Below are 20,917 nucleotides of genomic sequence, written 5' to 3'. Positions count from 1 at the left end.
CGTGCTGCCGTCCACGATCGGCCGTCTGGAGCGCGAGACCCCGTACGGCCAGTCGGTGTTCCGCCCGGACGGCGCGTACGTCGTCTCCACCGACTTCATCAAGTCCCCCCGCCACCGCGAGGACTTCCTGCGTCACTGCCCCGACCTGGTGATCGTCGACGAGGCGCATTCTTGCGTCTCCGACACCACGGTCGGCGCGTCCGCCCGCTCCTCCCAGCGGCGGTACGCACTGCTGCGCGCTCTCGCCGACCGGACCGACCGCCACCTCCTGCTGGTCACGGCCACCCCGCACAGCGGTAAGGAAGAGCCTTTCCGTCGCCTGATCGGCCTGCTCGACGACCGCCTGGCCGCCGTCCCCCTCGACACCGACGCGGGCCGCAGGCTGCTCGCCGAGTTCTTCGTGCAGCGCCGCCGCGCCGACATCCGCGAGGACTTCCAGGACGGCGCGCACTTCCCGTCCTCCCGGGACACCGCCGAGACCGCCTACACCCTGCACCGCGACTACAAGAGGCTCCTCGACGAGGTCCTGTCGTACGCCCGCGAGACCGTACGCGCGGCCGACGGCGCCCTCCAGCAGCGCCAGCGCTGGTGGTCCACCCTCGCCCTGCTGCGCACCCTGTCCTCTTCCCCGGCCGCCGCCGTGCAGTCCCTGAACACGCGCGCCGGCGTCGAGGAGGCGGACACCCCCGCCGAGGCGGACCGCACCGGGGAGCGCACCGTCTCCGACCCGGCCGACAGCGAGACCCCCGAGTCCGCGGACGCCGTACCTGGCATCCGCCTCCCCAAGGCCGCCGGTCCCGCGGCCACCGGCACCGACGCCACCGGCACCGAGGCCACCGGCACCGAGACCGAGGCCGACGACGACGCCGACGACGAGGAGAAGGCCCGCCTGGTCGCCATGGCCGAAGCGGCCAGGAAGCTCTACGGCCCGACCCGCGACGCCAAGCTGAAGAAGCTGATCACCACCGTCTCCGACCTCCTCGACCAGGGCTACCGGCCCATCGTCTTCTGCCGCTACATCGCGACCGCCGACTACGTGGCCGACCACCTTAAGAAGATCCTCAACAAGAAGGGCACCGAACACCCGGTCGCGGTCGCCTCCGTCACCGGCGAACTCTCGCCCGACCAGCGGGTCACCCGCATCGCCGAGCTGTGCGGTACCGACGAGGAGGGCAACCCCGCGCCCGAGCGCCGCGTCCTGGTCGCCACCGACTGCCTCTCCGAGGGCGTCAACCTCCAGGAGTCCTTCGACGCCGTCGTCCACTACGACCTCGCGTGGAACCCGACCCGCCACGAGCAGCGCGAGGGCCGCGTGGACCGCTTCGGCCAGCGCACCGACGTCGTCAAGGCGCTCACCCTGTACGGCGCCGACAACCCCGTCGACGGCATCGTCCTCAACGTCCTGCTCCGCAAGCACGAGCGCATCCGCCGGGTCACCGGCATCTCCGTGCCCGTGCCGCAGGAGTCAGAGAGCGCCATGCAGGCCGTCTTCGAGGGACTGATCCTGCGCGGTGAGCGGTCGCCGTACGAGCAGGAGGGGCTGTTCGCGCAGGAGGAGGTGGCCGAGCAGCTGGAGATCGCCTGGCAGTCCTCCGCCCACCGGGAGAAACGCCACCGCTCCCGCTACGCCCAGCTCACCATCAAGAAGGACGAGGTGGCCGCCGAGGTCGACGAGATTCTTGCCGCGCTCGGCACCGGCGAGGAGGTACGGGACTTCACCCGCCGCGCCCTGGGCGCCCTGCGCGGTATGCCCGCCGCGACGAAGCAGGGCGGCTTCACCGCGCACACCGACGCCCTCCCGCAGGGCCTGCGCGACACCATCGCGCACGCGCTCGGCCCCCGCCACCCCCGCCCGGTCGTCTTCCACGACGCCCCCAGCGCCCCGCGCGGCGAGGCCGCCCTCACCCGCACCGACCCGGTGGTCGCCGCCGTCGCCCGCTTCGTGCTGGACGCGGCTCTCGACGACGCCGGCAAGGTCCCAGAGTGGCAGCGCCCGGCCCGCCGCTGCGGAGTCGTCCGTACGAAGGCCGTGGAGCGGAACACCACGCTCCTGCTGGTGCGCCACCGCTTCCAGCTGAACCTGCCGGCCCGTGACGGCTCGGTGCGCGAGCAACTCGCCGAGGACGCCCGCGTGGTCGCCTACCGGGGCAGGCCCGACGCCCCCGACTGGCTGCCGGAGGACGAGGCGCTGGCTCTCCTCGACGCCCGCGCCACCCAGAACACCGACCCCACGTTCGCCACCGAGAACATCGCCGAGATCCTGGCCGCCCTTCCCGCGATCATGCCCGAACTGCGGGACCAGTCGGCTGAGTTGGGCCGCACCCTGGAGGCATCGCACCGCAGGGTCCGCACCGCCTCCCGCGCCCGTCTCGCGGGCCTGAAGGTCGTCCCCCAGGGCGACCCGGACATCCTGGGCGTGTACCACTACCGTCCGGCCCCGACGTTCCCCCAGGGAGTGGGCGCATGAGTACCGCCAGGACCCTCGTCACCGACTCCGTCGCCACCGTCGGCGGCCTCCTGCCGTACGACCTCCTGGTCCGCATCAAGGAGGGCAAGGAGCAGACCGGCTCCAAGCCCGCCGACTACCGCCTGTACGCCAAGGGTGACTCGGTACGGGACGCCGCCGAGCGCTCCTGGGGCTACCTGCGCGGCGTGTGGGCCGCCTACCAGGACGCCCTGGCCCGCGACGGCGCCGACGCCGACCCCGGCGTGCACGCGGTCGGGGTAACCACCGAACGCTGGCTGCTGCCCCTGTTCGAGCAGCTCGGCTTCGGCGCCCTCACCCCCGTCCCCGCGCCCGGCCTGCCCTCCCACGACGGCGAGAAGGACTTCGAGGTCAGCCACCACTGGGCGCACGTCCCCGTCCACCTCACCGGCTGGAACGTCCCCCTCGACACGCGCACCACCGAACTGGCCAAGCAGGCCCCCCAGTCGATGGTGCAGGAGTACCTCAACCGCTCGGCGGACTCCACCCTCTGGGGCGTCCTCTCCAACGGCCGCCAGCTGCGCCTGCTGCGCGAGTCCGCCTCCCTCACCGGCGCCGCGTTCATCGAGTTCGACCTCCGGGCGATCTTCGACGGCGACCGCTCCGACGACTTCGTCCTCCTGTGGCGCCTGCTGCACCGCACCCGCTTCGAGCCCCGCGCCGAGGGCGAGCCGGCCGCGACCTGCCTGCTGGAGAAGTGGCGCACCGAGGCCATCGACAGCGGCACCCGCGCCCTGAAGGAACTCCGCAAGGGCGTCGAGAAGGCCCTGACCGTGATCGGCACGGGCCTGATCGCCCACCCCGACAACGCCGACCTGCGCGACGCCCTGCGCACCACCCGCGACAAGAACGTCCGCGACGACCTCCACCCGGCCCTGCTCCGCCTCGCCTACCGCCTGCTGTTCCTCTTCGTCACCGAGGACCGCGACCTGCTCCTGCACCCGGACGCCACCGAGCAGGCCTGCGACACGTACGAGAAGTACTTCTCCACGGCCCGCCTGCGCCGCGTCGCCCGCCGCACCGGCACCCTGCACGGCGACCAGTGGCAGGCGTTGCGTCTGGTCATCGAGGGTCTCGGCACGCCGGGCGGCCGTCCCGAACTCGGCCTCCCGGCGCTGGGCGGCCTGTTCGAGCCCACCGCCACGGACGCGATCCTGGACGGCCTCAGCCTGGCCAACCAGTCCCTGTACGAGGCCGTACGCGCCCTGTCCGAGGTGTACGACGCCAAGCTGGGCCGCCCCCGCAAGGTCGACTACCGCCACCTCGGCGCCGACGAGCTCGGCTCGGTCTACGAGTCACTGCTCGAACTGGAGCCGCGCCTCGGCGAGGGCAACGAGTACGTCCTGGCCAAGCTGGACGGCAACGACCGCAAGACCTCCGGCTCCTACTACACCCCATCCCCCCTCATCGACTGCCTCCTCGACTCCACCCTCGACCCGGTCATTGACCAGGCCGTGAAGTCCGGTACGACGCAGAAGGAGCGCGAGGACGCGCTGCTCGCCCTGACGGTGTGCGACCCCGCCTGCGGCTCCGGCCACTTCCTGGTCGCCGCCGCCCGCCGTATCGCCCGCCGCCTCGCCGAGATCCGCACCGACGACCCCGAGCCGAGCGCCGAAGACGTACGGCACGCGCTGCGGGACGTCATCGCGCGGTGCGTGTACGGCGTTGACCTCAACGAGATGGCCGTGGAGCTGGCCAAGGTGTCGTTGTGGATCGAGGCGATGAGGCCGGGCCGGCCGCTCACCTTCCTCGACGCCCACATCAAGCACGGCAACGGCCTCCTGGGCACCACGCCGAAGCTGCTGGCCGAGGGCCTGCCCGACGACGCGTTCAAGCCGCTGGAGGGCGACGAGCCGAAGCACGTCACCGACCTGAAGAAGCGCAACGCGGCGGAGCGGACCGCGTGGAAGATCGCGCTGCGCCACGGGGCGAACCAGGACGCCCTGTTCGCGGAGGAGGAGGTGCTGGCCGAGTCCAACTCGGCGTTCGGCGAGACGGTCTCGGCGATCACCGGGACGGACTCGCAGGAACTGGAGGACGTCCGAAACCAGGCCAAGGCGTACCGCGAGTTGACCACCTCCCCGGACTACATCCGGGCCCTGGAGCTGGCCGACGCGTGGTGCGCGGCGTTCGTCTGGAAGAAGACGAAGACGGCGACACCGCCCGCGCTGACCACGCAGTCCCTGCTCACCCTGCACTCCGAGGACGGCGGCGCGAGCCTGCCGGGCGGCACGGTGGAGGAGGTCGTACGGCTCCGGGAGGAGTACCGGTTCTTCCACTGGCACCTGGAGTTCCCGGAGGTGTTCCGGGTTCCGGCGGATGCGAAGGCGCCGGGGGTGGACGAGCGGACCGGGTGGAAGGGTGGGTTCAGTTGTGTGCTGGGGAATCCGCCGTGGGAGCGGGTCAAGCTCCAGGAACAGGAGTTCTTCGCCACCCGTGACGAGAAGATCGCGGGCGCCGCGAACAAGGCGGCCCGCGAGCGCATGATCGACGCGCTGGCCGAGAGCGAGGAGGAGACGGACCATACGCTGCACACCGAGTTCATCGACGCGCGCCGCCTCTCCGAGGGCGTCAGCCATCTGCTGCGCGACTCGGGCCGCTTCCCGCTGGCCGGACGCGGCGACGTCAACACGTACGCCGTCTTCGCCGAGGCCGCCTCCCTGGGCATCGCGCCGACCGGGCGGCTGGGCCTGGTCCTGCCGACCGGCATCGCCACCGACGCGACGACGGCACCGTTCTTCTCAGACCTGGTGCGTACGGCGCGCCTCGTGTCGTTCCTGGACTTCGAGAACGAGGCGTTCATCCTCAGCCGGGACGTGCACCACTCGGTGCGTTTCTCTCTGTTCACCGTCACTGGCGTCGGCGCGCGCGTCGACGAGGCGTCCTTCGCCTTCAGCACCCGGTACATGGAGGACCTGGACGGCCGGCGGTTCGCCATGCCTCCGGAGGAGATCCTGCTGGTCAACCCCAACACGGGCACGCTTCCGGTGTTCCGCACCCGGCGGGATGCGGAGATCACCCTCGGGATCTATCGCCGAGTCCCGGTGCTGATGAAGGAGCCGGACGAGAACGGCTGGGGTGGGACCAACCCGTGGGGTCTGACGTTCATGGCCATGTTCCACATGTCCAACGACTCCCACCTGTTCAAGGGCAAGCAGGAACTGGCCGACGAAGGCTGGCAGTTGACCGGCAACGTCTTCACGCGCATCGACGAAGAGGGGAGGACGCGCCGCTATCTCCCGCTCTACGAGGCGAAGATGCTCCACCACTTCGACCACCGCCTCGGCACGTACGAGGGCCAGACCCAGGCCCAGGCCAACGTCGGCACCCTCCCGCGCGTGACGCCGGAACAGCACGGCGACCCCGACTTCGCACCGCTGCCCCGGTACTGGGTGCCGGAGTTCGACGTGGACTCGGGGAAGCGGGACAAGAACGGGAACCGGATCATGTGGGCGGGGGTGGAGACGCGGCTGGCGGAGCGGAAGTGGTGGAACGGGTGGCTGTTGGGGTGGCGGGACATCGCCCGCTCCACTGACACCCGGACGACCATGGCGACCGTGCTCCCGCCTTACGGCGTCGGGCACACCAACCCGCTCATGTTCCCGGAGGACGCCGAGTCGGCTGCGCTGCTCCAGGCGTGCATGTCGTCGTTCCTCTTCGACTACGTGATCCGGCAGAAGATCGCCGGAACGCACCTGACGTACGGCTACCTCTACCAACTCCCGGTTCCGCGGCTCGCCGACTTCCGCGCGGTGCCAGGCGGGGCGGAGTGGTTCACCGCTCGTGTGGTGGAACTCGCCTACACCAGCCGGGACATGGCCGACTTCGCCGAAGACCTTGGCTACGAGGGAGCCCCGTTCAGGTGGGACGAGGGACGCCGGGAGCTGCTGCGCGTGGAGCTGGACGCAGCGCTGTTCCACCTCTACGGGGTCAGCAAGGCGGACGTGGAGTACGTCATGGACACCTTCCCCGTGGTGAAGCGCGAGGACGAGGCCGCCCGCGGCGGCGCCTACCGCACCAAGGACCTCATCCTCGACCTCTACGACCGCATGGAAGAGGCCCGAGTCACCGGCGACGAGTACCGAACCGTACTCGACCCGCCGCCGGGCAAGGGCCCGCGACACGCGGCCTGAGCGCCGCAGCCTCGGGCAGGTGGGTCAAAACCCGTCCCGCCCGAGGTCCGCGACGAACCCGGCCCACGCGCCCCGCGTGAACGCGAGCTGTGGGCCGCCCCGCTCCTTGGAGTCCCGTATGCGGACGGCCGTCCCGTTGGCGGCGACCTCGACGCACTCGCCGCCTTCGCCGCTGCTGTATGTGCTCTTGAACCAGCTGAGCTGTGTGGGCTGTTCGCTTTTCATCGATCTCCCAGCAACCTTTCGATCAGGGCCAGGGACTCTCGTGGAGTGAGGGCCTGGGCGCGGATGCTGCCGTAGCGCGCGGCAAGGATACGTACCTCTTCGGCGTCGGTCACCAGCCTGCTGACGTTCTGCACTTCCAGGTAGCCGACTTGAGGCTTCCCCTTTGGAGTGAGCAGCGTGAACGGGCCACCCAGACTCGGGTGGTCCGGCTGGTCGGTGGGCATCACCTGAAGCTCTACGTTTCGCAGCGGGGCGACCTCCAGCAGCCGCTTCAGCTGCTCCCGATGCACGTCCCGACCGCCGATGGGCCGTTGCAGAACGGACTCCTCGACGGTGAACGTCACGAGAGGCGGCGGCCAGCGTGTCAGGATCTCCTGTCGGGCCAGCCGGGCAGTCAACCGCTGCTCGATGGTCTCCTCGTCGAGCAACGGGCTGCGGGCGGTGAAGACAGCGCGCGCGTGCCCCTCGGTCTGAAGCAGTCCCGGCAACGACAGCGCGCCGTAGTAATGGAGCTCAACCGCGTCCCGCTCCAACCGCGCATAATCCCGAAACCACTCCGGATGCCGCACCCTCCTCCTCGACCTGGCCCGCTCCACATCCTCCACAGCAGACGCCAGCAGCCCCCCGCACTCCAGCAACTCATCCACCGCGACCAGCAGTTCAGGCTGAGGCGTCCGCCGCCCCCGCTCCACGGACGAGACGGTCTCCTCCCCGTACCCGAGCCGGTCGCCCAGCTCTTTCTGGCTCATCCCGGCCCGTACCCGCGCGACCTTGATCTGCCGCCCGAGCGCCCGGAACAGGTCGACCACCTCGTCCGTGCCGTCCGCCTCGCCGCCGGTGGGAGCCCCCGAACCGCCCGCCTGTGCCGCCATCCCGTACCACCGCCCACTTCCGTTGCACCAGGGGCGAACCGCTGAACGCCCGGCCAGGTCACGGCCGTACGCCCGGACGCCCCGCCTTCCGCACCGGGACAGTCGCCCTCGTACCGCCCCACGTCCTCCACACCGTAGAACCACTCCGTCACCCTCGGTGAGGTGATCCAGCAAACCGTCACCGTCACCGGTGAACCGACCGCCACCGCCCACCACTTCCGCCTCACGTTCCCCACCAGCAGACACGGCGCCCACACCGCCCGCCACGCCGCCGAGCGCTGGCTCGCCGACCAGCGGGACTGCCCGGAGGTCGCGGCCGGCGACGAGGGCGAGGCCACAGCCACGGCCTCCCTCCTCATCGCGGAACTCACCGCGAACGCCGCCCTGCACGGCCGCGTCCGGGGCCGCCACGCCCGCCTCGCCCTGACCCTCACGGCCGGCACCCTGCGGATCGAGGTCACGGACGCCCGAGGCGACCGTCTCCCCGCACCGACACCTGACGCGGACGACGAGTCCGGGCGCGGCCTGCTCCTCGTCGCCTCGCTCGCCGACACGTGGGGATGCGAGCCGTTCCACCCCGGAGGGAAGACGGTCTGGGCCGAGTGCGTCTGGCGGGGAGCCACGACCCGGCAGTAATATGCGGGAAAGAATAGAACGCGCGAGCTATTTTCCGTTCGGGCCCCGAGGGCCGCGCCGCCCCGTCATACTGAGGCAACGCGCCGGGAGGCCGGAACCAGACGCCCTGCGTCCTTCGAACAAGTACGACGGAGTAGAAGGATGACGACGACAACGATCACGGACGAGCAGCACCGCCTGCTCCTGCTCTGCGCCCTGAGGCACGAGGGCGAGACACTCGACTGGAAGCTGTTGGCCAGGGTCGCGCAGCGCCCGGGCGGGCTCGACGAGCTGTACCGGGGGCGGGTGCCCGAGAGGTCGAAAGCGGCAGTGAAGGCCGAGGAACTGCTCGGGGCGACGCTCGGCTCCCTCCAGGACGAGGAGGAGCGGGTGGCCGCCGAGACGGAGGCCGCCGAGCGGACCGGTGCCCGTCTGGTCACCGTCCTGGACGACGACTATCCGGCGAACCTGCGCCTGATCCCCGACCTGCCGCCGTTCCTGTGGGTCCGGGGGAGCCTGGAGGACCGGGACGCCCGGTCCGTGGCCGTCGTCGGGACGCGTGAGGTCAGTGAGGGCGGACGCAGGCGGGCGGCGCGGATGGCGCGTGGGCTGGTCGAGCACTCGGTCGTGGTGACGTCCGGCCTGGCCCGGGGGGTCGACACCGCCGCCCACACGGCGACCCTGGACGCGGGCGGCCGGACGGTCGCCGTGATCGGCACGGGGATCGCCGCGCCCATGTACCCGGCGGAGAACGGCAGCCTCGCCGCACGGATCGTCGCCGAGGGCGGGGCCGTCGTCTCCCAGTTCTGGCCGACCTCGGGCCCGGCCCGCTGGACGTTCCCCCGCCGCAACGTCACGATGAGCGGCCTCACCCAGGGCACGGTCGTCATCGAGGCCTCCCGTACCTCGGGCGCGAAGATGCAGGCGCGCACCGCCTCGGAGCACGGCAAGCGGGCGTTTCTGCTGCGCTCGCTGGTCGACGCCCAGCCGTGGGCGGCGAAGATGCTGGAGGAGGGGCGCGCGACCGTGGTCGACGAGCTGAGCGACGTACTGGAGGGGTTGGCCGGAGCGGAACAGATGCGCAAGGCGGGTGAGCAGCGCCAGCAGCTCGCGCTGGCCATCCTGTGAGACGGGTCGAGGGGCTGGACCCCCTCGGGTTCCCGCACTGCGCCGGATGCCCGTACTACCTGGGCGGCAGCGCCTCCATATGTGCCACCTGCGCGGCCCGCTCCTTGGAACCCGTCCCTGACGCCCACTGTCAGGTGTGCAGCCAGGCCCTCGGCACGGCACGCCGCTGCTCCAACGCGTTATGCGAACTGTCGCCCGACGAACGGGGCTTCAGCCGCGTCGACGCCATCGCGATGTTCTCGGGCGACCTGGAGAACGCGGTCCGACGCCTCAAGTACGACGGTGCCTGGGGCTGGGCCCCCATCTTCGGACGCCTGGTCGTCGGCTGGATGGAGCGCACCCCGGACCGGGTGGCCGACGTCGATTTAATCGTCGGCAACCCCACCTGGACGGGCCGCACCCCGATCCAGCACATCGAGACGATCCTGAAGGCCGCCGCCGTCGAGGACGCGGCCGGCCGCTGGCCCTTCCCGGCATCCCCGGTCCTGGTCAAGCCCGTGGACACCGAGCGCTCGGCCGGAAAGAACCGCGAAGCCAAACGCCTCGCCGCCGTCGCCCACGCCAAGGCCATCCGCATCGAGCGCCGCATACAGGACCGCACCCTCCTCCTCTTCGACGACCTGTTCACCACCGGCCAGCAGATGCAGGCCGTCGCCCGCCTGCTGCGGGACGCGGGCGCCGCAGAGGTGCGGGGACTCGTCCTCGCCCGGGCGCCCTGGCGCGGAACGGACCGCCAGGGCGCACTCTTCGACACGTGAGAGAGGAGGGCACGGCGCAGGCCGTCGGCTCGGCACCCGCTCGCTCAGGCGGTGTCCCGCTTCTCCCAGCGGTCCCGGAACCACGCCAAGGTCTCGCCGAGCAGCTCACGGTTGTGGTCCGTCTCCAGCAGCGCCAGACGGAAGTTGGGCCGCAGCTCCAGCTTGCCCTCCGGGATCTCGACACCCTCGATCTCGTTGAGGCGCTTGAGGAGTTCGAGACGCAGGTCGCGGTCGGTGAACGGGTCACGTGCGGCCAGATACTGGAACACCACCTCCGCCGTGCCGCCCCGCCCGCCGCCGGGGTAGAGCGTCAGCGGCCAGATGCCACGGCCCGGCGCGCCCGCCTCCCCGAGCATCAGGAACGCGCTCGTCGTGACCTGACCCGCCCCGTACCCGATCCAGCCGCCGAGTCCCTCCCAGCGGGCGAAGAGCGCGCGGACCGCTTCCAGCGTCTCGGGGGAGTCGTCCGCCGCGAGCTGACGGAAGAACCGGTGGCGCGCGTCTCCTCGCCCTGGCCGCCGTCCGGCGTGCGTTGCGTCGCGTCCTCGCCGTCGGCCCGGTCGTCGTCCTCGGCGACCAGCAGGGCGAGGTCGTCGGCGCTGAGACGCTGCGCCGGATCGGCGGCTCCGTGCACGGTGAAGCGGACGCCGTCGGCGATCAGCCGGGCACGCACGTCACCCCCTTCTTCCTCGGACGTCCACCGGAAGCCGTCGGAGACCTTGCCCTCGGAGGTGAGCACCCGGTACGCGTTGACCACTCCCGGCGTGCCGGCCATGTGGCTGCCCACGGCCTGGGCACCGGAGCCGAGGAACGCGGCGAGATCGCCGTACGACGTCCACGTGCCGTGCGGGAGCGCCGCGAGCACCTCGTGGGCCAGGGCCCAGTCCCTGCTGCGCTCCGCTCGTCCGACTCCGTGCAGGGGAGCCGGCCACAACTCGATCGCGCGGTCGGCGAGTTCGTCGGCACGGGCCAGGATCTCCTCGGCACCCCAGCGCTCGGTAGCGGCGATGCGACGGTTCATCTCCAGGTGGCTGCCCCGCAGCAGATCCTGCTTGCGCTCGAAGGGGTGGTTCGAGAGCTCCGAGTTGACCGCGGTGAGCGTCAGGTTCCCGAGGGTGTGCTGCAGACGGGAATGCAGGTCCTCCGCCCGTGCCGCGTCCTCGTCCAGCATCCGGAGCCATTCGTCGCCGGCCGACTGCGGCATGACGTGCTCGATGGTGAGCCGGGCGGAGGCGAAGTCCACCGGCTCGGGATGCTCGTAGCTCTCCTCCAGCCGCTGCAGGACCATCTTGCGCTGGTGCCAGCGCCCGAACTGGTAGAAGGGCGCTTTCTGGATCTTCTCGCGCAGCTCCTCGTCGTCGGGCCAGAACCGGTTGTCGGCGGAGAGCAACTGGTGCAGCCCGTCGGCGACGGGCACGTCGAGAGGAAGCTGCCCCGGCATGGCCTGGAAGATCCTGTTGAGGTTGTTCGTCGGCACCCGGCACATCATCCGGCGCACGAGGAAGCTCTCTATGTACGACATCGCACGGGCCGTGTCCGCCGAGTCGAGCTCTCTGCGCTCGCGCCGGTCCAGCAGCAGCATCAGAGCGGGGTAGGTGACCTGGGCCTGCCAGGCGTCCAGGCGGCGCAGGTGGGCGCGGACCGACGCGTCCGGCTCCTCCTCGGGGTGCAGCAGCCGGCGGAAGAGGGTGGCTCGGCGGTACAACTCCCTGATGTACGCCTCGATCTCCGCTTCTCCGGCGCCATCGTTCTCGAAGCGCTGCTGCTGGACCGCGTACAGGTCCTGGCGGCGTACCCGGTCGTCCCCGTCGAGGACCAGCTGCAGCCACATGAGCTGTTCCAGCTCTTCGTTGCTCAGGCTGTCCTGCAGCGGCAGCCAGTAGGTCTCGTAGACCTGCTCACCGCGGGTGTGCAGCTTCATGAACAGGTAGTTGCGCAGCAGGTCGGCCTGACTGAGCTTGAGTCCGGTGTTGTTGAGGGACTGGAAGATGCGGTGGACGTTGTCGCCGCGCTCGGCGGTCACCGCTACCAGCGTCAGCCGGGAGGTGATGGCCTGCTCGATGCGGAAAGCGTCCTGAGGTGTCGTGGCATCGGCCGCCTCGACGAGTTTGCGCTGGAAGAACCGGTAGGCCGTGGTGACCGTACCTTCGGTGGACTGATCCGTGGGCGTGCCCCGGACGTGCGCGGCGAAGTGAGGCCGGTCCGCCTGGGTCGGCAGCAGCCGGAAGTGGTCGCTGCCACTCTGCCACTTGTTGATCAGGTACTGCTCGTCGATGCGCTCGGCCTGGCCCGGCTCGGTGGCCCTGACGTGGTCGCGGATCGCGGCCAGCGCGAGGGAGAGCGTGGTCAGCCTCTGCTGGCCGTCGACGACGAGCCAGCGGGGAAAGGTCGCGTCGTTCTGCGGTGACGGCGCGAGGACGACGGACCCCAGGAAGTGCGTACTTGCCTTCTCCCCACGCTCCAGCAACTCGGCCTGCTCCAGGATGTCGGTCCACAGCTGTTTGAGCTGCTTCTCCGTCCAGGAGTACGTCCGCTGATAGAGCGGCACCTGGAACTGCTGGGCCCTACCCTGGACGAGATCGGCGAACAGCGTTTCCTTCGCCTGCACGGCGTCCCCCTCGGTGATCGGTCCGGTCGTAGCGCTGGGAAGGACCTTAGGGCTTCCCACTGACAGTCAGGGGCGCTTCAGCCCTCGTCCAGGCACGCACACCACAGCGCGTGAGCCCGGTCCATCTCGTCCAGTGCCGCCCGGGTGAACCGGGCGTCCGTGAAAGCTCGGTCGACGATCCGCTCCGCGAGTGCGACCAGGCGCGCCGCGACGTGCTCCACCCGCTCCTCGCGCACCCGGTCCTGAACCCGCTCCAGACGCTCCTGACGCTCCCACAGGTCGGCGAGGCTCGCGCCCGGCTCCTCCTCGTCGTCGTATACGGACGGCACGCGGGGCAGCAGGTCGGCGGTGAGAGCGGGGACGGAGTCCAGGGCGGCCGGCTCGTCTGGTCCGCCGTTGCCGAGGATGCGGCCCGCGACCGTACGGACGGCCTCGGAGCGTTCGACGCGAGCCGCCTGGGCCCGCAGGGCGCCGAGCAGTGCCGGGACCTCGGCGCGGGCCCGGCGCCGCAGGGTCTCCGCGAGTGCGGTCGTCAGGTCCTCGCCCAGGTCCGAGGCGTCGTCGAGTACGTCGTTCGCCGCGCCGATCTCCTTGAAGGCGCGCTGCGCGGTACGGGCCGCCTCGGCGAGCAGGGCGATGTCCTCGGCGGTCGGCTTCACGCCCGCCTTCAGCCGGGCCACGGCCGCGTCCAGAGGGTCGCCGGCCAGATCGAAGAGGTCCACGCAGACGTCCTCCAGGGCGAGTTGGCCGTCCGTGTCCGGTTCCAGCAGTGTCATCTCCCCAACAACCCCCGCGCTCGCGATGCCCCTGTGTCGTGCGGCAACTCCTGCGACGGATCACGGAGGTTCGTGAACTCAGTCGACAGGTCCATCCCAGCTGCGATCCAAGATCCGCTCACTGCACACCGTCAAGGATCCGCCAGACCTTCTGGTAGGCCGTTCCCTTGGCCCCGAGGACCGACTGCCACGCGGCATCCGGAAGCGCGGCCAGTCGGGCGCGGGCGTCGACGGGCCGAGTGCGGCCCTGGTCGCCGACGATGGCCAGGGCGAGACGCCCGGCCGCCGACCGGGGCACTCCGGCGAGCCGCATGGCGATGGCGTCCTCGGAGCGCACGCCGTAGAAGGCGTACGACGGGAGGTTCCGCAGCTCGCGCTGGGTCTCGACGGGCAGTGTCGCGAACTCCTGCCCGAGCGTCAGCGACTGGAGCGCCGACAGCCCCCAGGACACCGTCGGTGCCATGTCACCGAAGAGCCGCTGGCAGCACTTGGTGATCGCCTTGAGACTGTCGGACTCGCCTGGCTTCTTGAAATGGTCGGCGGCCAGTTGCGGTACGGACGCGCCGTTCACCCAGTCCTGGATGACGCGGGCGATGTAGTCGCCACTACGGCCCTCGTGTTCGTCCGTGATCTCGTAGAGGCTCTCCCTGAGCTCGGGCACTTCGAGCATCACCCCCACCAACCGGGCCAACGGCCTGCGGTCTCCCTCGAAAAGAGGCGAGTACCAGATCTCACGGTCGATCCGCGCGTCGCTCAGCCGCTTCAGCGTGCCCGCCACGCTCTCCCACGAGAAGCCCGTGCTGTCCACGAGTCCCAGCGCCTTGCCCGAGAGACGTTCCGCGTACTCCCGCACACTGCGGGTCAGTTCGGCCGCCCAGCCGGCGTTCACGCGGCGCAGGCTCTGAAAGCCGAGGGTGCCGCGCAGGACCTGCTCGATCTCCTCGGCGAACTCCTCGTGGTCCCCGATCTGCCGGTACGTATGGGCCAGGTACTGCACAAAGGCGGACCACTGGGGGAGGGCCGCCAGAGTGTGCAGGTCGAGATGGCCGTACGAGGTCATGGCGCTGTCCACCATGTCGATGAGCGTGGAGTTCAGTTCGGCGACCTGGCGGCCCACGAAGTTCCGGAGTTTCCGCGCCCGTTCCTCGTCGGTCGCGGCCAGGGCGATCAGGCCCACCTCGCCCTGCTCGACGCGGCCCGCCCGCCCCGCCAGGTTCCAGAAGTCCGAGGCGGGGATGTCGGTACCGTACGGGAACTGGTGCGAGGCCAGGATGACGTTCGCCACGGGGAAGTTGACGCCCTGGGCGATGGTCGTCGTGGACACCAGATGCGCCAGGTCTCCCGTCTCCATCAGGTATTCCGTCAGGACGCGGATGTCGTCCGGCAGGCCGCGATGATGGATGCCGACCCCCTTGGCGAGCAGCCCCCTGAGCGGGAAGTCCGCGCCGAACTCCTCTTCGACCACGTCCTGCACGGCCCGCAGGTCCTCGCCGACCTCGGTCGTGTCCGCCCGGTCGCCCGCGATCTGTTGGGCGATCGACCAGGCGAAGTCCGGCCGCTGGGCCAGCGTGATGGTCTGTCCGCGGTCGGCGAGGACCGAGGCCGTCGCCGCGGCCAGTTTGCCGGGACTGCCTGCCTGGGACCAGGACAGGCCGAGCGGTCGGTACCGGTCCAGAGGCAGATCGTCGGGCACGCTGAGCGTTCTCCGGCTGGTGACGAGAGACTCCAGGTTGACTCGGAATCCGCCCTTGCCCGTGGACCGTTCGCGGTGGGCCAGTGCCACGATGCGGTCGTTCGGTGTCCAGTCCACAGACAGCCCCACCGACTGCCGGCTGCCGCTGTCCAGCCACTCGGCGATGGCATCGCCGTTGTCGATGAAGGGAGTCAGGAGCAGGAAGCCCGTGTCCTGGGCCTCCCGGTTGACCGTGGCCAGCAACAGCTCCAGTTTGATCCCGCGCTTGTCCACGCCGAGGTGGTGTGCCTCGTCGGCCACCACCAGACACAGCGGACGCCCGATCCTCTCCTGCCAGCCAGCCCGGAGCAGCAGGTCGAGCTTCTCCGGTGTGGACACCAGCACTCGGAACTGCCGCTCGCTGCGGTCCGTGAGCATGTCCTCTTCGAGGCCGTCGAACTCCAGGGCGGGACTGACCCGTTCCACTCCGATGCCCAGGTCGGCGAAGTCACGGCGCAGCCGACGCGTCACCTGGTTCACGAGCGCCCGGTTCGGGGCGACGTAGGCGACCCAGCCTTGCTGCCTGTCGTAGGCGTTGAGGGCCTGGATGATCCGGAACTGGGCGATCAGGGTCTTGCCGGCGCTGGTGGGCAGGCTGACGACCACACTGCGGTGCGCCGTGCGGATCAGGCCCTGCTCAGCGAGAGCGACACGCTGTGGCGGCAGCACCTCGAAGATCGGGCGCGGCCGTCCCCGGTCGACGAGTGAGGCGACGAAAGCGTTCACCTCAGGGCTGACCGCGCGTGCCACCGTCCACAGACTGTTGTCGATGATCTGGTCCGCGGTGGCGGTCAACAGCCGTACGAGGACTTCCAGATCGGGGTCCGAGGAAGCCATGGCCGCCTCCAGCGCGCGATCGCAATGCGACTGTACGCGCTCGCGTACGCCGTAGTGACGGCTGGGGCGTTTCTCGCGCATGAGATGACCGGCGGCCAGGTACTGGGCGAGCAGTTCCGCCGTTTTGAGCAGGTGGTAATGGGCGGCCAGCGACCAGGCGGCCGGACGGGCGTCCTCCCCGGCCGCCGAGAGGTACGCCTCCTCCCGTCCGGTCTGCTCGCCCCTCAGACCGACGATGAGGTGATCGAGGGCGTCCAGGTCATCCCACCCACGCTTGCGCAGCAACAGGAGCCAGGCGTCGGCGGTTCCGCGACGCACGCGGGTCTCCCAGTCCTCCTCAGGGTCGGGAGGAGAGGGCAGCCTCACGTCCGCGAGCAGCCGGGCCGCGAGCGGAGTCTCGTCCGCGATCCAGCCGAGGCAGACCGTGCGCAGCAGTTCGAGACGCGCCCCGGCGGAATCGCCTCTGGGCAGCCGGGCCCGCGCCAGGGTGAACATCTGCTCGCACAACCGCCGAGTGGATTCCGCCTTCGGGTCCTCCGTGATCGCGTCCCAGGCGAGCAGGTCCAGGGCGTCCACCGCGAAGTCGACGGCCTCCCCGCTGCCTGGGGAGCCCTCAGGGACCTCCCCGTCGACAGCCCGCAGCGCGGAGCGAATCAGCACGCGCTGCGCCCTCTCGCCGGCGTCCTCCACGAGGTCGGGGTCCAGGGCCCCTTCGAGCCAGCCGAGGTCAGCCAAGGTCACGCACCCCCACGTGCTGGGGCCACGTGGTCATGGCCACCGGGAGGTACCAGGCCGTCAGCAGGGCGTGCATGGGCTCGACGACCGTCTTCGCCAGATGGGCGGCGCGGCCACCAAGGTCCTTCTCCTGCGGTGTCGTATCACGCACCAGGCAGCCGAACAGCTGGATGTCCTTGCCCTGCGATTTCACCCAGCGGTTCACGGCACCACGGTAGGCCGCCTTGTGCTCAGGCGTCCGACAGCGGACATTCAGCCACTTCATGAGCGTGAGGTGGTCGTCCTTGCCTGACAGCCGCTTCAGCTGCTCGATCATTCCCTTCGCTCCGACCATCACACTCGGCGGGCAGTCCACCTGGGACGACGACTTGACCTCGCCGAACAGCAGCCGCGCCGAACCGTCCGCCACACAGAGGCCGACCAGATCGGCACCCGGCAGGCTCGCCTTGCGGGTACGCCGGTCCCGGGCGCCGTCCCACACCCACAGAGCACCGTGCCAGTGCTCCAGCAGCACCTCGGCGAGCGCCTCACCGACCTGCCACGGCAGGGGCTCGGGCTCGGCCTCCAGAAGGGTGCTGATGAACTCGGTCTCCATGTCCGTGGCGGCCAGGGAACGCAGCCCGGCCAGGAATTCCCGGGTGGCCGCCAGATCGCCGACCCGCTCGGCCCACGGTCCGGCCCCTAACTCCCGCATCGAGTCGGCCGTCAGCTCGACGCCGCTCCACGACACGGCCCCGTCCGAGCCGCCGTACACCTCGATCCCGCGCGAGATACGCGGTACGGCGTCGCTGACGTCGCCGCTTTCCTCCACCACTCGTGCGTCCTTCCCCCACGCGGCGCCGGTGCGCCGCCCCCGTGCGACCGTCCGGTGACCGGGCCCGCCCGGGTACGGGCGGGAGCCGGGGCGAGTGTTGCTCGCGACAGTTCCTGAGACCGACGGTGTGATCAGAATTCTCTCCATCTCCCCACCGACTTGTCCACGCCGCGTGTCCGCCTGTGGACGGACTGTGCCGCATTCGCCGTCAGGGGAGTGGGAGGCAGGCTCCGACGCTCTGGCCCGAGGGCGGGTATGGGGGAGGTGCCCCACTCCTGCGTTTTCGGGTTTCGTAAACTGAGTCAACAGATATTCTGTCGGTCGGTGTTGTCGAAGGGTGGGGAACATGCCGCAGATCGCGATCACCAACACGTTCTGGGAGGGCGTCGACCGGCTGGACAAACCGGCCCGCGCCCGCGTCCACAAGGCGATGGCCAAGTTCCAGCAGCTGACGGTCCCGCAACTTCACGCGGACAAGGGGCTGCACCTGGAGTCGGTGGTCAGCTCGCGCGACCCGCGGATGCGGACCATCCGCGTCGACGACGGGCTGCGGATCGTGCTGCTCGCGCCCGATGACGGCAGCGACCTCTTCGTCTTCGTCCATGTCGTCTCCCACGACAAGGCCTACTCCTGGGCTCGCCGACGGCTCTACACGGTCAACTCCGTGACCCGCTGCCTCGAAGTGCGCGACCTCACCGCCATGGAGCAGATCACCCCGCTCTTCGCTCAGGAGGCCGCCGCCGCTCCCCAGCTCCTGTTCGCCCCATGGTCGGACACCGTCCTGCGGCACCTGGGCGTCGACGACGTCACCCTGCGGGCAGCCCGCACGGTCACCAGTAAGGCGCAGCTTGAGGCGTTCGGGTCGCTGATGCCGGAGGACCAGTACGAGGCGCTGTGGCTGCTCGCCGAGGGCCTCGACCCCGACGACATCTACCGGGACCTCGTCGCCGTACGCCAGAAGACGACCGTCGCCGAGAGCGCGGCGGGGGAGGACACCGCCGGGGACTACCTGGCCGCCGCCGTCACCCGGACCCGTAGCCGCATCGCGCTCGTCACCGGCCCCGACGAACTCGCCGACATCCTGACCAAGCCCTTCGCCGCGTGGCGGATCTTCCTCCACCCCACCCAGCGGCGCATCGCCTACCGGCCCGGCTATGCCGGACCCGCCCAGATCACCGGCGGCCCCGGCACCGGAAAGACGGTCGTCGCCCTGCACCGGGTCAAGCACCTCCTGGACCGGGCACCCGACACACGCGTTCTCCTCACCACCTACACCGGAGCCCTGGCCCGCTCCCTCCAGAGCAGCCTCGCTCTGCTGCTCGACCACGACCCGGCGCTGCTCGCCCGTGTCGACGTCACCACCGTCGACGCCGTCGCCCACCGCGTCGTACGGCAGCTGCGCGGCAACCCGGGGACCGCGCTCGGCGACCGGGACGAGCGCACCCGCTGGCAGCGCGTGACCCGCCGGCTCGAACTGCCCTGGAACGAGGCGTTCCTGTCCCAGGAATACCGGCACGTGGTCCTCGCCCAGGACCTGCGGAGCGAGGAGGAGTACCTGGCGTGCGAGCGACGTGGACGCGGCAGCGCGCTCGGGCAGGTCCAGCGGCGGCGCGTGTGGGAGGCCGTGACCCTGTTTGAGGGCGGCCTGGCCCGTGACCGGGCGCACACCTGGCTCCAGGTCTGCGCCGAGGCCACCCGGCTGCTGCGCGACAAGCCGGGTGCGGGACCGTCGTACGACCATGTCGTCGTGGACGAGGCGCAGGACCTGCACCCGGCGCAGTGGCGCCTGCTGCGGGTGCTCGCCCCTGACGGACCCGACGACCTGTTCGTTACCGGCGACCCGCACCAGCGGATCTACGACGCTCGGGTCTCGCTGCGCTCCCTCGGCATCTCCGTCGCGGGACGCAGTGGACGACTGCGCGTCAACTACCGCTCCACCGAGGAGATCCTGCGCTGGGCCCGCGGCCTGCTCGACACCGAGCCCGTCGCCGACCTGACCGGCGACGCCCACGACACCCTCACCGGATACCGCTCGCTGCTGCACGGCGCACAGCCCGTGTGCGAGGGGCACGGGAGTGAGAACGAGGAGGGCGACGCGGTCGTGCGCCGAGTGCGCGACTGGATGGACGCCGGGGTCGCGCCCTCGGACATCGCCGTCTGCGCCCGCTTCAACACCCTGGCGGGTAAGCTCGGCGACCGCCTCGCCGCGGCCGGCATCCCCGTGGTGCGGGTGCGGGACGGGGAACCGGAGAGCGCGGTCGGGGTACGGGTGTCGACGCTGCACAGCATGAAGGGCCTGGAGTACCGGTGCGTCGCCGTCGCCGGGGTCACCCGCTCCGCCTTCCCGTTCGCACCGGCCGTCACCCCGGCCGAGGCGGACCGCATCCAGCACACCACCGACCTGGCCGCCGAGCGATGCCTGCTGTTCGTCGCCTGCACCAGGGCGCGGGAGGCGTTGTATGTGTCTTACAGCGGGCGGGCCAGTGAGTTCCTCGCGGCGTGATGCCGAGCGTGGGCTACGGCATCGCCTCAGTCCGGAGCCCCGTGGATCTTGTCGACCCCTGTGCGGCGGCGACGCACAGTCGTGATCTCGCGCCCGTCGTGCACTACTCGGAACCACTCGTCCGCCACCAGGACGGTGACGGTTTTGGCATGCCACTGCAGGCCCACGTGGATCGTCTGATGGCCGACCACGATGATCCCGGGTCGGTAGACCTTTCGACGCACACAGGGGGCGTCGGAAGCGAACTCGGCGGGAGGCCCGTCCACGTCGCCGGGAGGCCCGTCCACGTCGCTCGGTACGGCGTGCGACGGCTCGCGGACCGGACGGGCGGCGCGGATGCGGTTCTCGTCGATCCGCTCCCTGACCGGCCAGCAGACCTCGTCAGCGCCCACCTGCCACGTCGAACTCCACCGCCGCCGCGGCCAGTCGTCCCCGAGCCGCAGCCGATCCCGCAGTCCCGCGTCTCCGTCGTACGCCATGACAAGGTCGTCCAGCTGACTTGAATCCGACGGGATCTCCGCTCTCGCTGCCTCGCCCACTCATCCAGAGAAGCACCACTCGACCGGCGACGGGGGCGTTTCGCCGGTACTGCCCGCAACGCAGCGTGACGGGACCAAGATTTGCCAACCAGCTTGCTCCATGTGCCAACTAAAATTCTCCGTCGCAGTCACAACAGTCCCCGCCCCGGCGATCGAT

The 20,917-nt window shown here is 70.5% G+C and carries 14 protein-coding genes; 6 read left to right on the top strand and 8 right to left on the bottom strand.

All coding sequences use genetic code 11. The features are described 5' to 3' along the window. On the top strand, positions 1–2,467 hold a 2,467-nt coding region (locus SZN_RS43185; RefSeq protein WP_043731257.1), incomplete at its 5' end, for a helicase-related protein. Then, entirely contained in the window at positions 2,464–6,618 is a 4,155-nt protein-coding gene (locus SZN_RS17125; protein ID WP_007496631.1) for an Eco57I restriction-modification methylase domain-containing protein, read from the top strand. The genes SZN_RS43185 and SZN_RS17125, both read left to right, overlap by 4 nt. A 24-nt stretch (positions 6,619–6,642) precedes the next feature. On the opposite strand, the gene SZN_RS17120 is transcribed toward SZN_RS17125, so the two are convergent. Both SZN_RS17120 and SZN_RS17115 read right to left on the bottom strand, forming a co-directional pair. Further along, the gene (locus tag SZN_RS17120) at positions 6,643–6,843 is read right to left on the bottom strand and encodes a DUF397 domain-containing protein (RefSeq protein ID WP_007496629.1); all 201 of its coding nucleotides are present in this window, start codon (positions 6,841–6,843) and stop codon (positions 6,643–6,645) included. Then, positions 6,840–7,715, bottom strand: coding sequence for a helix-turn-helix domain-containing protein (locus SZN_RS17115; protein ID WP_007496628.1), 876 nt, complete (start codon positions 7,713–7,715; stop codon positions 6,840–6,842). The genes SZN_RS17120 and SZN_RS17115 overlap by 4 nt, the downstream gene beginning before the upstream one ends. Before the next feature lie 162 nt (positions 7,716–7,877). Between SZN_RS17115 and SZN_RS17110 the strand changes: the two genes are divergently transcribed. The 3 genes from SZN_RS17110 (at position 7,878) to SZN_RS38740 (ending at position 10,216) form a co-directional block, all read left to right on the top strand. Then, complete coding sequence (locus SZN_RS17110; RefSeq protein ID WP_007496626.1) at positions 7,878–8,351, top strand: ATP-binding protein; 474 nt, start codon at positions 7,878–7,880, stop codon at positions 8,349–8,351. 141 nt (positions 8,352–8,492) lie between these two features. Beyond that, on the top strand, positions 8,493–9,458 hold the full coding sequence (locus SZN_RS17105) for a DNA-processing protein DprA (protein ID WP_007496623.1): 966 nt from the start codon (positions 8,493–8,495) through the stop codon (positions 9,456–9,458). Beyond that, on the top strand, positions 9,455–10,216 hold the full coding sequence (locus SZN_RS38740) for a ComF family protein (protein WP_244313374.1): 762 nt from the start codon (positions 9,455–9,457) through the stop codon (positions 10,214–10,216). The genes SZN_RS17105 and SZN_RS38740 overlap by 4 nt, the downstream gene beginning before the upstream one ends. A 44-nt stretch (positions 10,217–10,260) precedes the next feature. Here SZN_RS38740 and SZN_RS42640 read toward each other — a convergent pair whose 3' ends face one another. From SZN_RS42640 to SZN_RS17075, 5 genes are all read right to left on the bottom strand, one after another. Further along, positions 10,261–10,572: a hypothetical protein gene (locus SZN_RS42640; protein WP_007496619.1), complete on the bottom strand. Its 312-nt coding sequence runs from the start codon at positions 10,570–10,572 to the stop codon at positions 10,261–10,263. Next, on the bottom strand, positions 10,572–12,824 hold the full coding sequence (locus SZN_RS17090) for a GmrSD restriction endonuclease domain-containing protein (protein WP_007496617.1): 2,253 nt from the start codon (positions 12,822–12,824) through the stop codon (positions 10,572–10,574). The genes SZN_RS42640 and SZN_RS17090 overlap by 1 nt, the downstream gene beginning before the upstream one ends. 77 nt (positions 12,825–12,901) lie before the next feature. Then, positions 12,902–13,600 (bottom strand): hypothetical protein, encoded by a 699-nt coding sequence (locus SZN_RS17085; RefSeq protein ID WP_007496615.1) that lies wholly within the window; start codon positions 13,598–13,600, stop codon positions 12,902–12,904. Positions 13,601–13,718: 118 nt separating this feature from the next. Next, positions 13,719–16,910, bottom strand: coding sequence for a DEAD/DEAH box helicase (locus tag SZN_RS17080; RefSeq protein WP_007496613.1), 3,192 nt, complete (start codon positions 16,908–16,910; stop codon positions 13,719–13,721). Beyond that, the gene (locus tag SZN_RS17075) at positions 16,897–17,718 is read right to left on the bottom strand and encodes a hypothetical protein (protein WP_007496611.1); all 822 of its coding nucleotides are present in this window, start codon (positions 17,716–17,718) and stop codon (positions 16,897–16,899) included. The genes SZN_RS17080 and SZN_RS17075 overlap by 14 nt, the downstream gene beginning before the upstream one ends. A gap of 346 nt (positions 17,719–18,064) precedes the next feature. Between SZN_RS17075 and SZN_RS17070 the strand changes: the two genes are divergently transcribed. Then, on the top strand, positions 18,065–20,221 hold the full coding sequence (locus SZN_RS17070) for a UvrD-helicase domain-containing protein (protein ID WP_007496609.1): 2,157 nt from the start codon (positions 18,065–18,067) through the stop codon (positions 20,219–20,221). 26 nt (positions 20,222–20,247) lie between these two features. On the opposite strand, the gene SZN_RS17065 is transcribed toward SZN_RS17070, so the two are convergent. After that, positions 20,248–20,700 (bottom strand): hypothetical protein, encoded by a 453-nt coding sequence (locus SZN_RS17065; protein ID WP_007496607.1) that lies wholly within the window; start codon positions 20,698–20,700, stop codon positions 20,248–20,250. Between the last annotated feature and the right edge of the window lie 217 nt (positions 20,701–20,917).

Origin of the sequence: Streptomyces zinciresistens K42 (genome assembly GCF_000225525.1) — a bacterium.
Classification (GTDB): domain Bacteria; phylum Actinomycetota; class Actinomycetes; order Streptomycetales; family Streptomycetaceae; genus Streptomyces; species Streptomyces zinciresistens.
Note: the sequence above shows the minus strand (reverse complement) of the source record. Positions and strands in the feature narration are given on the sequence as shown.

Coding starts and splice junctions, on each gene's coding strand:
- SZN_RS17120 (WP_007496629.1), bottom strand. CDS start 6,843: ATGAAAAGCGAACAGCCCACACAGCTCAGCTGGTTCAAGAGCACATAC.
- SZN_RS17065 (WP_007496607.1), bottom strand. CDS start 20,700: ATGGCGTACGACGGAGACGCGGGACTGCGGGATCGGCTGCGGCTCGGG.
- SZN_RS17070 (WP_007496609.1), top strand. CDS start 18,065: ATGCCGCAGATCGCGATCACCAACACGTTCTGGGAGGGCGTCGACCGG.
- SZN_RS42640 (WP_007496619.1), bottom strand. CDS start 10,572: ATGCTCGGGGAGGCGGGCGCGCCGGGCCGTGGCATCTGGCCGCTGACG.
- SZN_RS17125 (WP_007496631.1), top strand. CDS start 2,464: ATGAGTACCGCCAGGACCCTCGTCACCGACTCCGTCGCCACCGTCGGC.
- SZN_RS17085 (WP_007496615.1), bottom strand. CDS start 13,600: ATGACACTGCTGGAACCGGACACGGACGGCCAACTCGCCCTGGAGGAC.
- SZN_RS17115 (WP_007496628.1), bottom strand. CDS start 7,715: ATGGCGGCACAGGCGGGCGGTTCGGGGGCTCCCACCGGCGGCGAGGCG.
- SZN_RS17105 (WP_007496623.1), top strand. CDS start 8,493: ATGACGACGACAACGATCACGGACGAGCAGCACCGCCTGCTCCTGCTC.